The organism is Streptomyces agglomeratus (assembly GCF_001746415.1).
GTDB lineage: Bacteria > Actinomycetota > Actinomycetes > Streptomycetales > Streptomycetaceae > Streptomyces > Streptomyces agglomeratus.
Genome location: NZ_MEHJ01000001.1, coordinates 4,493,709 through 4,508,044, shown reverse-complemented (window position 1 = coordinate 4,508,044; position 14,336 = coordinate 4,493,709). Strand labels below are relative to the sequence as shown.

The following is a 14,336-nucleotide window of genomic DNA, read 5'->3' as shown; positions in this document are numbered from 1 at the left end:
ACCCGTCAGAGCTGCGTCGCGTCCCGCTCCGTCAGCCCGTAGCGCTTCGCTATGCCGTTCCACATGCCGACGGCTTCCTTCTTCGCCTGTGACGCCTTGCCGCTCTCGCGGTTGCCCGCCTGCTGCTGCGGCGTCGTCCGCGCCTGGCCCTTACGGCAGCCCTTCTTGCCGGCGACCTGGTCGGCCCAGGCGGCGTAGTGGTTGTCGGCCGCCGCCGACGCCTTCCACGCGGTGGTGAGCGACGCGGACAGCTTCGTGTGGTCCGGCAGCTTGTCGATGGTCAGGCCCTGGAGGCGGGTCACCAGTTCGTTGCGCTGCTTGGCGGCGGCCCGCAGGTCACTCGCCGCCTTCGGCAGGTTCTTGCAGCTCCCGATGGACTGGACCGCGCTGATCACGGAGGCGCGGCTGTCGTTGCTGTCCGCGAGCAGCGCGTCGAGCGTCTTGGCCTGCGGCTCGGCGGGGTCCTGCGCGGCCTGCGGCGACGTCTGGGCGCCCGGCGAACTGGCTCCGGCGAGCGGCTTCTTGTTCTCGGGACTGTCGTCCTCGCCACCGCTGAGCAGCGCGCCCGCACCGAGTCCGAGTACGGAACAGCCGACCACGACGGCCGCGATCAGCACCAGCGGCGAATTGCGCCGGCGCGGTGCGTCGCCTGCGGCGGCCGTGGGCGTCATGGGAGCGCCGGGCACCGGCGGCCCGCCCGGTGCGGCGTTGCGCCGGGCCGCGCGGCCCTGCGGCCCGGCCGCGAACTGCGGCTGCTGGTACGGCGGCTGCTGCTGATGCGGGGACTGCGCGCCGACGGGCGGCATCTGCTGCGTGGCATCCGCCGGCGGGCCGGCATCGGCCCGGAAGAGGTTGTCGAACTCGGCGGGCGGCTGCCGGTCTTCGGGTGCGCCGGGGCGGATGCCGAACGGAGCGCCCGAAGGGGCCGCGGGCGCGCCCTGCGCGTTCGGGACGGGCGGGAGGTACTGCGTGGCGTCCGCGTCGCCTCCGGGGGCCCCTGCGGGAGCGGGTGCCGCTCCGGCGGGTCCGCTCTGGTGCCGGCCGAGGAACTGGGTCGACTCCGCCGGGTTTTCGGGCGGCAGGGCTCCTGGCCCGGCCGCCGGTACGTACGGGATGTACTGGGTGGCGTCCGCCTCACCCGGCTTGGCCCCGGCGGGCGCCTCCTGGGGCAGGGGCAGCGGCTGCGCCTGCGGAGCGCCGTACTGCTGCGGCGCGGGGAGCGGGGCGGCGGGCTGCTGGTGGTGCTGCTGCTGCTGCTGCTGCTGCTGGGGAGCCTGCGGCTGGGGAGCCTGCGGCTGGGGTGCGTGGGGCTGCTGGGCGCCGTACTGCTGCTGGCCGGGCTGCTGGGGCCCGGGCTGGGCGCCGTACTGCTGCTGCGGCTGCGCACCGTACTGCTGGGCCTGCTGCAGCTGCGGCGACCCGTACTGCTGCTGCGACCCCTGCTGCGGCTGAGGCTGCGGCAGGGCGCCGGGCTGCTGCTGGGGCGGCAGGGGGCCGCCCGGCTGCGCCTGCGGAGCGCCGTACTGCTGCTGAGGTGCTTGCTGCTGGGCGCCGTACTGCTGCGTCCCGTACTGCTGCTGAGGGGCGTCGTACTGCTGCTGCGGCGGTGCGGTCGCGGACTGCTGCGGCCCCCACGGCTGGCCCCACGGCTGTCCACCCGCCGGAGCCACCTGCTCCTCGGGCGTCCCGGGTATCCAGGGACCGCTGCCGTCCGCGGGCAGCACGACACCTTCGTGCGCGGGCGGCCGCGCCGCGGGAACCCGCGACTCGTCACCCTGTCCGCTCTGCGTCACCGGGACTCCTACGTGTGGACGTATGTGTGGACCTACGGAACCGTCGGTTCACGCTACCGGGTGACAACACGCCTCTGCCACGCACCCACGGTCCCCACACATACCGCCGGAGTCCCACCGGGCGGCCCTGTAACACATTGCGCCCTCCAGACGCTGTTAAGGGCCGTCCCGTTCCACGCGTCCCTGCACCCCGTCCCCAGGCCCTCACCCCACCCCCTCCCAGGGGCCCTCCGGTCGTCCTGCTCAGGCCGGGGGCCGTCAGGCCGCCTGCATCTCCATCCGGGCCCCGAACTCGCGCACAGCGGGTTCGTCGCGGAACGGCGCGAGGCGCTGCTGGAAGTCCTCCAGGTACTCCGCTCCCCGGTTCGACCGCAGCGTGCCCAGCAGCTCCACCGCGCGCGTGCCCGTGTGGCACGCCTGCTCGACCTCGCGCTGCTGGATCTGCGCCGTGGCCAGTACGACGAGCCCGATCGCGCGCCGCCGCGCCCGTGACGGCGGATGGCCGTCCAGCGCGTCCTGTGCGCGCCGGGCCGCCGCTTGCCCCTGTCCCAGGTCGCGGTGGCAGTGCGCGAGCTCGTCGGAGAGATACGCGTGGTCGAAGTGCGCGATCCACGTCGGATCGTCGCCCGAGCCTTCCCCGGTACGCTCCATCGCCCCCAGCGCCTTGCCCGCCATCTGGTTGCACGCCCGGGCGTCGCCCATCAGCGCGTGCCCGCGCGCCTCCGCCGCGCAGAACATCGCCTCCGCGCGGGGCGTCACCTGCCCCCGCGCCCCTTCCTGGGCGGCCCGCGCCAGTTGTGCGATCTCGCGCGGGTTCCCGAGCTGGGCGGCGAGGTGGCTCATGGAAGCGGCCAGTACGTACCCGCCGTAACCGCGGTCACCCGCCGCCTGGGCGAGCCGCAGCGCCTGAATGTAGTAGCGCTGCGCGAGCCCCGGCTGGCCCGTGTCGACGGCCATGTAGCCGGCCAGTTCCGTCAGCCGCGCGACCGCCGCGAAGAGGTCCCTTCCGACCGATTCGCGGTACGAGCCGGACAGCAGCCCGGAGACCACGCTGTTGAGGTAGTGGACGACGATCGGCCGGACGTGGCCGCTGCCGTAACGGTGGTCCAGTTCGACGAGCGCCTCCGTCGTCGCCCGTACGGCCCCGACGTCCGACGCGCCGACCCGCCCGCCGCCCGCCGTCCTGGCGACCTGGTTGTCCGCTCCCGTGATCAGCCAGTCGCGGCTCGGCTCGACGAGCGCCGACGCGGCGACCGTCGAGCCCGACAGGAAGTCGCGGCGCCCCACGTCGCTGCGCCACAGCTCACAGACCTGCTCGATCGCGCCGGGCACGGTCGGCGAGAACTGGAGACCGATGCCCGAGGCCAGGTTCTTGCCGTTCGCCATGCCGATCTCGTCGATCGTGACCGTACGGCCGAGTTTGCGCCCGATCGCTTCCGCGATGATGCCCGGCGCCCGCCCGCGCGGCTGCTGTCCGCGCAGCCAGCGGGCCACCGATGTCTTGTCGTACCGCAGGTCGAGGCCGTGTTCGGCGCCGCACATGTTGACGCGACGGGCGAGCCCGGCGTTGGAGCACCCGGCTTCCTGAATGAGCGCCTGCAACCGTTCGTTCGGCTGGCGGGCGACGAGAGGCCTGGCTGCCATTGACTACCCCCTGGTGCCGCAGTGGTCCATGAGTCGTGGTCCGTACTTCGTGAACTGATCACGCCGGTCACGCTGATCACTGCCCGGCAGATATCCAGAGAATGCGGAACATGCCGGACGAAACGGTATTGACGGTCTCTTGACCGCCATTCCCGGGCTTCCCCACCTGTGGCTACCCGCCCGCCGCCGCGCAGCCCCATGCGCGCCCCCGCCCATGCACCGATGCGCCCCACGTGCAGGATCGATGTTCCTCCGCAAGCCGACCGCACGCCCGTAACCCAAGGTGACGGCGGTAGTTGAGCTGTTCGTGGAAGAGACCATCGGAGTCACGGATGCCGCCCAGATCCCCAAGCAGCGCGGCGAACAACTGCTGGACAGCGCCGTGCGGTACGCCGAAGAACGGCACTGGGACGTGTTCCCGGGCACCTGGCTGGAGGCGGACGAGGGCATCGAGCGGTGCTCGTGCGGCGTCCCCTCCTGCGCTTTGCCCGGCGCGCACCCCGCCACCGCCGACTGGGCGGCCCAGGCGACGGGCAGCGCCACCGCGGCACGGCGCATGTGGTCGAAACAGCCGAGGGCCTCGATCCTGCTGCCGACGGGCCGCTCCTTCGACGCTCTGGACGTTCCCGAGTCGGCCGGATTCCTGGCGCTCGCCCGCATGGAACGCATGGAGCTGACGCTCGGCCCCGTGACCTGCACGCCCGACCGCCGGATGTTGTTCTTCGTACTGCCCAGCGCCGCTGCCAAGGTTCCCGACCTGGTGCGCAAGTTGGGCTGGACGCCGACGGCGATCGACCTGGTCACGCGCGGCGAGGGCGACTACGTCGCGGGGCCGCCGACCCGGCTCGGCGGAATGGGCGCGGTGCAGTGGGCGCGCCGCCCCACACCGGCGAACCGGTGGCTGCCCGACGTGGAGGAGTTGATCAGCCCCCTGGCCTACTCCTGCGGGCGAGAGGCAGCGGCGGCGCGTACACGCCGACCGTAGGGTGTCCCCGTAGCGGCACGGGGACACCGAAAGGTTGTGCGACATGTCCGACGGCGCAGTGGGACCGGAAGAGGCGGGCGGAGCGCACATCGCGCCGCCCGCCGCTGTACGTGTAGAGGGCCTGTGGAAGCGCTTCGGCGAGCAGATCGCGGTCGCGGGCATCGATCTGGAGCTGCCCGCGGGCAAGTTCATCGGCCTGGTCGGGCCGAACGGAGCGGGCAAGACCACCACCCTGTCGATGGTCACGGGGCTGCTGCGCCCCGACGCGGGAAAGGTCCTGGTCGGCGGCCACGACGTGTGGCAGGACCCGGTGGCGGTCAAGGCCAGGATCGGCGTACTGCCGGAGGGGCTGCGGCTCTTCGACCGCCTCTCCGGGCGTGAACTCCTCGCGTACTCCGGCCGGCTTCGGGGGCTGCCCGGCGACGTGGTCGACCGGCGGGCGACGCAGCTTCTCGACGTACTGGACCTCGCCGGCGCCCAGCACAAGCTGGTCGTCGACTACTCGACCGGCATGCGCAAAAAGATCGGCCTCGCCGCGGCGCTGCTGCACAACCCCGAAGTGCTCTTCCTGGACGAGCCCTTCGAAGGCGTCGATCCCGTGTCGGCGCAGACGATCCGCGGCGTGCTGGAGCGGTACACAGTGTCCGGCGCGACCGTCGTCTTCTCCAGCCACGTCATGGAGCTCGTCGAGTCGCTGTGCGACTGGGTCGCGGTGATGGCCGCGGGCCGCATCCGCGCGCAAGGGACGCTCGCCGAAGTACGCGGCGACGCGCCCACCCTCCAGAGCGCCTTCCTCGAACTGGTCGGCGCGAACGGCCGGGACAGCGGGGAGAGCCTGGACTGGCTGGGCGGCGGCGCCCGATGAGCGCGGAAGAGCCGCCGGTTCACGGGAAGGGCGCGACGGGCGTCCCGGCCGTTCCCGAGAGCGACACAACTGCCCTTCCCGGGAACGGCGCGTCGGCTCTTCCCGGGAACGACACAACGGCCGCTCCCGGGAGCGGCGCGGCGGCCATTCCCGAGACCGGCGCGGCGGCCGTTCCCGGGATCACGTCCGTCTTCGTACGGCTCAAACTGTCGTTGCTGCGGAACGGACTGCGGCAGTCGTCCGGCCGCAGGACGGCGTACATCGTCTCCGGTGTGATCGCGCTGCTCTTCGCTGCGCTTCAACTGATCGGCCTTGTAGCGCTGCGCGGGAACGAGCACGCGACAACAATCGTGGTGCTGCTGACGGCGCTTCTCGGGCTCGGCTGGACGGTGATGCCGCTGTTCTTCCCCAGCGGCGACGAGACGCTCGACCCGACCCGCCTTGTCATGCTGCCGCTGCGACCGCGCCCGCTCGTCCGGGCGCTGCTGACGGCGTCACTCGTGGGGATCGGACCGCTGTTCACGTTCTGCCTGGCCCTGGGCTCGGTGATTTCGGTGGCGCACGGCGCGGCGGCCGCGGTCGTCGGCGTCCTCGCCGTGGCGCTGACGCTGCTGCTGTGCGTGGCGCTGGCCCGGGCCGTGGCAGCGGCGAACGTCCGGCTGCTGAGCAGCCGCAAGGGCCGCGATCTGGCCGTACTGAGCGGTCTGGTGATCGCCGTCGGCATTCAGGTGGTCAACTTCGGCGCTCAGCGGCTCAGCAACGCGGGCGGCCTGGCGAAGCTCGATCCGATGGCGGACGTCCTGAGCTGGGTGCCGCCCGCATCGGCGGTCGGCGCGGTGGACGCGGTGAGCGACGGGGCGTACGTGCGTGGCGCGGCGCAGCTGCTGCTGGCCGTGGTGGCGCTGGCCGCGCTGCTGTGGTCCTGGGAGCGCAGTCTGGTGAAGCTGATGACGTCCCCGGACGGCTCGACCCTCCAGGCCGCGGAGCCGGCCCGCCAGTCGGCGTCGCGGGGCCTCGGCGGGCGGTTCCTGTCGGGCGGGCGTACGGGAACGGTGATCGAGCGCAGCCTGCGGTACGTGTGGCGGGATCCCAAGACGAAGGCCGCGTGGGTGACCTCGCTGGTGATCGGGCTGATCGTGCCGGTGTTCAACGCGCTCCAGGGAACGGGCACGATCTACTTCGCGTGCTTCGCGGCGGGGATGCTCGGCATCCAGATGTACAACCAGTTCGGCCAGGACACCTCCGCCTTCTGGATGGTCGCCATGACGATCTCCACTGCACGGGACGCATACGAGGAACTACGGGCGCGGGCCCTGGCCCTGCTGCTCATCACCCTGCCGTACTCGGCGCTGGTGACCGTGGTCACGGCGGGGCTGGTGGGTGACTGGCGGGCTCTTCCCGAGGCACTCGGCCTGTCCTTCGCCCTGCTCGGCGCGATGCTGGCGACAGGTGCGGTGACGTCCGTGCGTTTCCCGTACTCGATCCCGCAGGGCAGCGCACACAAGAACGTCGCGCCGGGGCAGGCGGGCCTCGCCTGGATCTCGATCCTCGGCGGCATGATCGCGGCGGCACTGCTGTGCGCTCCGCTGATCACACTGACCATCTGGCTCCATGTGGCCGACGCGGAGGGCTGGTTGTGGCTAGTGCTGCCGCTGGGGGCGGCGTACGGCGCGCTGATCTCCTGGGCGGGCGTGCGCTGGTCGGCGCCGCAGGCGGCGGCGCGGCTTCCGGAGATCCTCGCCGCGGTGAGCAAGGGATGACCGGGGCGGGGCGGCGTGCGCCCGTTGCCGGAGGGCTCCAGGCTTGGTTGGAAGCCCCTCGGACAACGGGCGGAGTCAACGGATCAGAGGTGACTACTGCTCAGGGCTGGCTCAGGCCGGCTCAGGGCTGACTCAGGGGCGGGGCTACCGGCTCGTTGGCGGTTTCTTCCAGGAACGGCTCGATCTCGGTGCGCCAGCCCTCCGGCTGGTCGTAGTGGACGAGGTGGCCGGCGTCGACCACTTCGGCGTACCGCCCGCGCGGCAGCACTCTGACCATCTCGTGCGCCTCCGCCCGGCCCAGTTCGCCGTCGAGGCCGCGGACGACGAGGGTGGGACACCGGACCAGCGCAAGCTCCTCCCAGTGGGCGTCGTGCACCCAGGTCTCACGGGAGATGAGCATCTGGCGGCGGGAGAAGACCGGACGCCAGCCGTCGGCCCGTTCGGCCATGACCTCGGCGAAGAACTCGCCGCGGGCCGGGCTCGGGCGTTCCACCCAGGGGTCGTCCTCGCCGAACCACTTACGTACGTCGGCGAGGGTGGCGAAGGGGACCGGCCAGGTCCTGAACCAGTCCTCCCACTCCCGCTGGGAGGCCGCACCGAGCGCGCCCGCCCGCATGTCGCAGATGACGACGGCCCGCACCAGGTCGGGGCGCTTGGCGGCGAGCTGCCAGGCCGTCAGGGCGCCCATGGAGTGGCCGATGAGAGTGACGGGCGCGAGGCCCAGTTGTTCGACCGCGGCCTCGGCGTCGGCGACGTACGCCTCGCGGGTGTACGGGCCGTCGGCCGGCTTGTCGCTTCGGCCGTGGCCGCGCTGGTCGAGGGCGACCGCCCGGTAGCGCTCCGAGAGCCAGCGGGCGGTGCCCGCCCAGTGGGCCGCCCGGCCCATCAGGCCGTGGAGCAGTAAGACCGCGGGGGCGCGGTCGGTTTCCCCGCTCCCCTTGGGAGGATCGGCGAACTCCCAGGCCGCCAGGCGTACGCCGTCGGCTCCGGTCACGTCAATGCGCCGCACCATATGTCCTGGCACCCCCTTCGTCCCCCGGGTGGTCCGTCCATGAGTGAGTGGTCGAGTCCAGCACAGACTATCGAACCCGTATTCGAAAATACGGCTTCCGCGTGCAACACCCCTCGTTCGAGTGACCCCGCTCCAGGATTGACCGCTGCCGCCGAGGGGAGATCTTCAGCGGGAGGCGGGCCGCTCGGGGAAAACGGTCCGCGGGGGCCGACCCTGGGAGCTCGGGGCTCCGGGTCGGCACAGGGGAGGACAGGCTCCGGCGCCTCAGGGCGCCGGAGCCACTCCCTTCGCCAAGAAGGTCGTCGCCGGCACGGCGAGCAGAACGAATCTCCGGGCGGTGCCCGCGCGACGGGCGCATTCCCTGCCCCCTCCCCGACGAACCGTCAGACCTCAGACGGCCAGACCGGCGTGCGACCTCACATCATGTCCCTCGGTCACAGCCTGGCACGCGATCCGTCCGGTCGCTGGGATTCCGGAGGATCGCCGGACCGGCCCCAAGCACGGTGGGGCCGGCGGACGTTGCCGCTCGGGCGCCGGTGTCAGCGCTTGGCGACGAAAACGTGCGAGGCCACCTCGGCACCGAGCTCCGCGGCCTCGCCACTGCTGCCTACGAGTACCCCGCCGGGGGACTCCGTCACACTCACGACCGAACCGGGCTGCACTCCCGCGCGGCGCAGCGTATACATCAGCTGGGCGTCCGTCTGGATCGGCTCCCCGATCCGGCGTACGACGACCGTCTTCCCCTCCGGGCCGGGCGCCAGGTCGTTCAGGCTGACCATGTTGTCGTCCAGGAACGGGTCGGCCTCCGCCTTCTCGCCAAGCTCCTCCAGGCCGGGGATCGGGTTCCCGTACGGAGACTCCGTAGGGTGACGCAGCAGCTCGAGGACTCGCCTCTCCACCGCCTCGCTCATCACGTGCTCCCAGCGGCACGCCTCGGCGTGAACCTGCTCCCACTCCAGGCCGATCACGTCGACCAGCAGACACTCGGCGAGCCGGTGCTTGCGCATGACGCGGGTCGCGAGCTTGCGGCCCTCGTCGGTCAGCTCCAGATGACGGTCGCCCGCCACTGTCACCAGGCCGTCACGCTCCATGCGCGCCACCGTCTGGCTCACCGTCGGCCCGCTCTGGTCGAGCCGCTCGGCGATACGGGCGCGCATGGGGACCACGCCTTCTTCCTCGAGTTCGAGGATGGTGCGGAGATACATCTCCGTGGTGTCGATCAGTCCGGACATACGTGCCCCTCGATTGCTCGTGCGCTGGCCCTGACCCAATTCTGACGCATGGCGCCGACAACCGTGCCGCGCCGACGGGAAGCCGTATTGACACGGCACTGGTCCAGACCGCAACGTGATCCGCGCCACCGTCGCACGACGTTCGCACATGTACCGCTGGAAGGGGCCCGCGCGATGAGCGAGAGCAAACTGGCCGGTCAGTTCTTCGACGCCGCGATCGGACTGCTTCACCGCGTCCGCGACGAGGAGGCCGGGAACATCGCGGCCGCCGGTACCGCCCTCGCCGACGCGGTGGCCTCGGGCGGGCGCCTCTTCGCCTTCGGCGCCGGCCACTCCTCCCTCGCCGCCCAGGACGTCGTCTACCGGGCGGGCGGCCTCGCGCTGATGAACCTGCTGGCCGTTCCCGGGACCGTCGGCGTCGACGTCATGCCGGCCACGCTGGGCTCCGCCCTGGAGCGGGTCGACGGGCTCGCGGCAGCCGTACTGGACAGCAGCCCCGCCAAGCCGGGCGACGTACTCGTGATCATCTCGCTGTCCGGGCGCAACGCGCTGCCGGTCGAAATGGCGATGAACGCCCGGGCGCTCGGCCTCAAGGTCATCGGCGTGACCTCGGTGGCGTACACGCGGGAGACGAAGTCGCGGCACGTCTCGGGTACGTACCTCAAGGACCACTGCGACATCGTCCTGGACAGCAAGATCGCGCCGGGTGACGCGGAGCTCACCGCGGAGGGGATCGAGGCCCCCTTCGCTCCCGCCTCCACGGTGATCACGAGCGCTCTGATGCAGGCCGTCGTGGCCGCCGCGGCGGGCGAGCTGGCGGACCGGGGCATCGAACCGCCGTTGCTGCGCTCCGGCAATGTCGACGGCGGCCACGAGTGGAACGGCCGCGTGATGACGGAGTACCGCGACCGGATCTTCTACCGGCACTGATCTCCCGTACCGGCACTGATCTCCCGCGTTCCTGTGGGTTCACGGGAACGCACGCGCGCGCCCTCTGTTCTTGGGAACGCACGCCGACGGCCGTCAGCCGGCGCGGTCGCACCGCACCGGCCGGCGCCCTTCCCCGGAACGTCCGCGGACCGTTCCCGGGAACGGTCGTTACGCCGCTCTCAGCACCTGCGCCAAATCGATCGCCGCCGCCACGCGCACCGCGATGTTCTCCGCGTACGTCGCGTCCGGACGCTCGAAGGCGCTGCGGCTCGGACCGCGCAGGAACGTCACCACACCCAGCGTCCTGCCCCGGCTGCGCAGCACCGCGCACAGCGCGTGCACGGTGTCCTTCGGCCACTGGCGCTTCGCCGCCCACTCCCGGGACCCCCCGCTCGCCCGTACCGAACCGAGACGGTCGAGGCACTGGAACGCCGGATGGCCGGACGGATAGGGAACCGGAATGCCCGCTCCACCCGCCACCGGAACGCACGGCCCGGGGGCACCCGACGGCGTGGCCGCCGCCCGGACCAGACGCGCCGGACGGTCACCCGAGGTCAGATCGACCAGAGCATGGTCCGCGAACCCCGCGAGGGCGAAGTCGAGGTACGACAACGCGGCCTCCATCGGGTCCTCGCACTCGGCGGCCGCACGCCCCGCGCGGTGCAGCTGGTTGCCCCGGAAGCGCAGCTGCGCGGCTTCCTGTTCCGCGGTCTTCGCCTCGGTGATGTCCTGGAACAGCCAGCCGACCCCCAGCGGAACCGGCTCCTCCGCCAACGGCGACGCCAGTCGCAGGAAACCGCTGCGCCAGCATCTCCGCCGCTCCCCCGCACCGCCCCCCTCTGCCCTGCGCAGCGTTACCCACAGCTCGGCGGGGGCCGGGGGCGCTCCTTCGGCCAGTACGTGCTGGAGAGCGCCCTCCAGTTCCTCCACGCCCTGCACGACGAGCTCCCCCAGGGGCCGTCCCAGGAGCGTCGCGCGGCCTCCGAGCGCGCGCGCCGCGTGCGCGTTGACGACGGTCGGACGCAGGTCCACGTCCACCAGAACGACACCCCAGGACGCGTCTTCGAAGAGCGCCTCGCTCAGCGCGATCGCCCGCTCCAGGTCGATCTGCGCGTGCACCTCGCTGAAAGCGCAGTACACCCCGGCGGGCTTACCCTCCGCGCCGCGTACCCCGGCCGACTGCGTCCGTACGAGAACGCGTCCGCCGTCCTTGCGCAGCAGCGCGAATTCGTGGACCTGACGGCCCGGCGCGTGCATCGCCGCCATCAGCCGCCCCTGCACCTCGTCCGCGTCCGCGGGCCGCGCCGCCCACCCCGCCAGACCGGTCCGCCCGATCGCCTCGTGGGCCGTCCATCCGAGGATCCGCTCGGCCTCGCGGTTCCAGTGGGTGATCACCCCGTCCGCGTCGAAGGCGCACAGCGCCGCGTCCATGCCGTCGAGAAGCGCGGCGAGAAGATCGTCGGAACCGGGCCCTGGCTCGTCGGGACCGAACGCGTCGGTGGTCTCGCCAATCCGGGAAGCACTCACCTGGCACCCCCTGCAGGTGTTCGCCTTTGCTGCGCTGCTGTCCGCTCCGGTGCGGAACTCGGGATCATTCAACTGGAACGTGACCCAGCACACACCGCGTTCAGGGAAAAATGCTCCCCCTTAATTCGGTTGTGGTGAGCGGGAGGGGTTCTTAGGCTTGCAGTACACGTGAAGGGAGGTGGTTCGGAAGTGATGTCATTTCGGACTCGTGAGGTGACTGCGGGCTGACGGCCCGTCGTCGCACTTAGTGCAGGCCGACAGATCGTCGGCCGAAATCCCAGCAGTCACTGACCCGCGGGCTCGCCGGTAAGTCCGGCCGGCTCCTCTTCGGAGGGACCAGAGCCCGCGGGTTTCTGCGTTTCGCGGGGTTCTGTCCGGGCTCCTCCGGGCCTCCACGGGCCTCCGCCGACCCCTCTCCGGGCCTCCGCCGCGCCTCCGCGGCCCTGGGCGGCGTGGTCGGCCCTACGGGCAGAGGCGCTCCACACGCCATGCGCCGTCCTCGGCGACGTACCGCAGGCGGTCGTGCAGGCGGTTCGCGTGACCCTGCCAGAACTCGACCGTCCCGGGAACGACCCGGTAGCCGCCCCAGTCCGGCGGCACGGGTACGCGTTCGGTGTGCGGGTAGCGCGTCGCCAGTTCGTCGTAGCGTGCGAGCAGCTCTTCCCGGGAAGCGATGACGGACGACTGCGCGCTCGCCCAGGCGCCGAGCTGGGAGCCGTGCGGGCGTGTTCTGAAGTACGCCGCTGTCTCGTCGCGGCCGATCCGCACGGCCGTGCCGGTGACTATGACCTGGCGGGCGACCTGGTGCCACGGGAAGAGCAGGGAGACGTACGGGTTGGACGCGATCTCCTGGCCCTTGCGGGAGGCGTAGTTCGTGAAGAAGACGAAGCCCTGGGGGTCGTACTTCTTGAGCAGGACCGTGCGGGACGAGGGCCGGCCGTCGGGGGTCGCCGTGGAGAGGATCATGGCGTTCGGCTCGTGGAGGCCGCCGGTGGCGACTTCCCGGAACCAGTGGTCGAACTGACCCATCGGCTCGGCGGCGAGTTCCGCCTCGGTGAAGGCTTCGCTGCGATAGTGCTCGCGCATGGCGGCGGGATCGAAATCTCGGTTCGGCACGGTGCCATCCTGCCGCAGGGGTCCAGTCTTCCCGGCACCCGGTGCCATCAACCCTCAGCCGGGAAATGGGGCAGTGTGCCGGTAATCACGCTTCCCCGCATCGGCGGAACCCGCCAAAATATGGGCGCCGGGCACTGTGACCTCCATACAGCAGGGGATATCGTGCCTGCTTCTGAAGCGGTTGGGTGACCACCTGCCGCGCGGGGAATCACCGGGGTGACCGATGGCACTGAAACCTGCCCCCCGGTCATAAGCCGCTTGCCGCTTGTCGATGCTTGTCGAACACGTCATGAGGAGCCGCCTGATGTCCGACTTCGTACCCGGACTCGAAGGAGTCGTCGCGTTCGAAACGGAGATCGCAGAACCGGACAAGGAGGGCGGTGCGCTCCGTTACCGGGGGGTCGACATCGAAGACCTCGTCGGGCACGTGTCCTTCGGGAACGTCTGGGGTCTGCTGGTCGACGGCGCGTTCAACCCGGGTCTTCCGGCCGCCGAACCTTTCCCGATCCCCGTCCACTCCGGTGACATCCGCGTCGACGTGCAGTCCGCACTCGCGATGCTCGCGCCCGTGTGGGGCCTGAAACCGCTGCTCGACATCGACGAGCAGACCGCGCGCGACGACCTCGCGCGTGCCGCCGTGATGGCGCTGTCGTACGTCGCCCAGTCGGCGCGCGGGCAGGGTCTGCCGATGGTGCCGCAGAAGGAGATCGACAAGGCGGACACCGTAGTCGAGCGCTTCATGAAGCGCTGGCGCGGTGAGCCCGATCCCAAGCACGTCAAGGCGGTGGACGCGTACTGGACGTCGGCCGCCGAGCACGGCATGAATGCCTCCACGTTCACGGCGCGTGTGATCGCGTCGACCGGCGCCGATGTGGCCGCGGCGCTCTCGGGAGCGGTCGGTGCGATGTCCGGACCGCTCCACGGCGGCGCGCCCTCGCGCGTCCTCGGCATGATCGAGGAGATCGAGCGCACCGGTGACGCGACGGCGTACGTGAAGCAGGCCCTGGACAAGGGCGAGCGCCTGATGGGCTTCGGCCACCGTGTGTACCGCGCCGAGGACCCGCGTGCGCGCGTTCTGCGGCGTACGGCGAAGGAGCTCGCCGCGCCGCGCTTCGAGGTCGCGGAGGCGCTGGAGAAGGCCGCCCTGGAGGAGCTGCACGCGCGGCGTCCCGACCGGGTGCTCGCCACGAACGTCGAGTTCTGGGCGGCGATCGTGCTGGACTTCGCGGAGGTTCCGGCGCACATGTTCACGTCGATGTTCACGTGTGCGCGTACGGCGGGCTGGAGCGCGCACATCCTGGAGCAGAAGCGCACGGGGCGTCTGGTGCGGCCTTCCGCGCGGTACGTCGGTCCGGCGTCGCGCAACCCGCACCAGGTCACGGGATTCGACGACATCGCGCGCTGAGCGTCGCGGATGCCGCACGTCCCGTGAACGCCGGCTCGTGCACGCCGGGCGAGGGGTCGGACCGGTG

At 71.5% G+C, this 14,336-nt stretch carries 11 protein-coding genes; 5 read left to right on the top strand and 6 right to left on the bottom strand.

Going from position 1 to position 14,336, the window contains the following annotated elements; translation table 11 throughout:
• Positions 1-5: 5 nt before the first annotated feature.
• Positions 6-1,793, bottom strand: a complete 1,788-nt coding sequence (locus AS594_RS19670) for a hypothetical protein (protein ID WP_107357913.1) — start codon at positions 1,791-1,793, stop codon at positions 6-8.
• A 258-nt stretch (positions 1,794-2,051) separates the two neighbouring features.
• Positions 2,052-3,437 (bottom strand): NsdA family TPR-like regulatory protein, encoded by a 1,386-nt coding sequence (locus AS594_RS19665; RefSeq protein WP_069928276.1) that lies wholly within the window; start codon positions 3,435-3,437, stop codon positions 2,052-2,054.
• 307 nt (positions 3,438-3,744) lie between these two features.
• Here AS594_RS19665 and AS594_RS19660 point away from each other — a divergent pair, with 307 nt between their 5' ends.
• From AS594_RS19660 to AS594_RS19650, 3 genes are read left to right on the top strand one after another with little or no spacing between them, the layout of a single operon-like run.
• Positions 3,745-4,422, top strand: a complete 678-nt coding sequence (locus AS594_RS19660; protein ID WP_420877805.1) for a bifunctional DNA primase/polymerase — start codon at positions 3,745-3,747, stop codon at positions 4,420-4,422.
• 43 nt (positions 4,423-4,465) lie between these two features.
• The gene (locus tag AS594_RS19655; RefSeq protein ID WP_069932500.1) at positions 4,466-5,287 is read left to right on the top strand and encodes an ABC transporter ATP-binding protein; all 822 of its coding nucleotides are present in this window, start codon (positions 4,466-4,468) and stop codon (positions 5,285-5,287) included.
• A complete protein-coding gene (locus tag AS594_RS19650) occupies positions 5,284-7,047 on the top strand; it encodes a transporter (RefSeq protein WP_240509054.1) in 1,764 nt (587 codons plus the stop codon). The genes AS594_RS19655 and AS594_RS19650 overlap by 4 nt, the downstream gene beginning before the upstream one ends.
• A 121-nt stretch (positions 7,048-7,168) precedes the next feature.
• Here the strand turns inward: AS594_RS19650 and AS594_RS19645 are convergent, their stop codons facing one another.
• Positions 7,169-8,059, bottom strand: coding sequence for an alpha/beta fold hydrolase (locus AS594_RS19645; protein WP_069928274.1), 891 nt, complete (start codon positions 8,057-8,059; stop codon positions 7,169-7,171).
• A gap of 539 nt (positions 8,060-8,598) precedes the next feature.
• On the bottom strand, positions 8,599-9,291 hold the full coding sequence (locus tag AS594_RS19640; RefSeq protein ID WP_069928273.1) for an iron-dependent transcriptional repressor DtxR: 693 nt from the start codon (positions 9,289-9,291) through the stop codon (positions 8,599-8,601).
• A 174-nt stretch (positions 9,292-9,465) separates the two neighbouring features.
• Between AS594_RS19640 and AS594_RS19635 the strand changes: the two genes are divergently transcribed.
• Positions 9,466-10,221 carry an SIS domain-containing protein gene (locus tag AS594_RS19635; protein WP_069928272.1) on the top strand — a complete coding sequence of 252 codons (756 nt, stop codon included), beginning with the start codon at positions 9,466-9,468 and terminating at the stop codon, positions 10,219-10,221.
• A gap of 168 nt (positions 10,222-10,389) precedes the next feature.
• On the opposite strand, the gene AS594_RS19630 is transcribed toward AS594_RS19635, so the two are convergent.
• Positions 10,390-11,748, bottom strand: coding sequence for a PAS domain-containing protein (locus tag AS594_RS19630; RefSeq protein ID WP_069930628.1), 1,359 nt, complete (start codon positions 11,746-11,748; stop codon positions 10,390-10,392).
• Positions 11,749-12,210: 462 nt separating this feature from the next.
• Complete coding sequence (gene pdxH / locus AS594_RS19625; protein ID WP_069930627.1) at positions 12,211-12,834, bottom strand: pyridoxamine 5'-phosphate oxidase; 624 nt, start codon at positions 12,832-12,834, stop codon at positions 12,211-12,213.
• A 334-nt stretch (positions 12,835-13,168) separates the two neighbouring features.
• Between pdxH and AS594_RS19620 the strand changes: the two genes are divergently transcribed.
• Positions 13,169-14,269 carry a citrate synthase 2 gene (locus tag AS594_RS19620; RefSeq protein ID WP_069932501.1) on the top strand — a complete coding sequence of 367 codons (1,101 nt, stop codon included), beginning with the start codon at positions 13,169-13,171 and terminating at the stop codon, positions 14,267-14,269.
• Positions 14,270-14,336 lie beyond the last annotated feature (67 nt).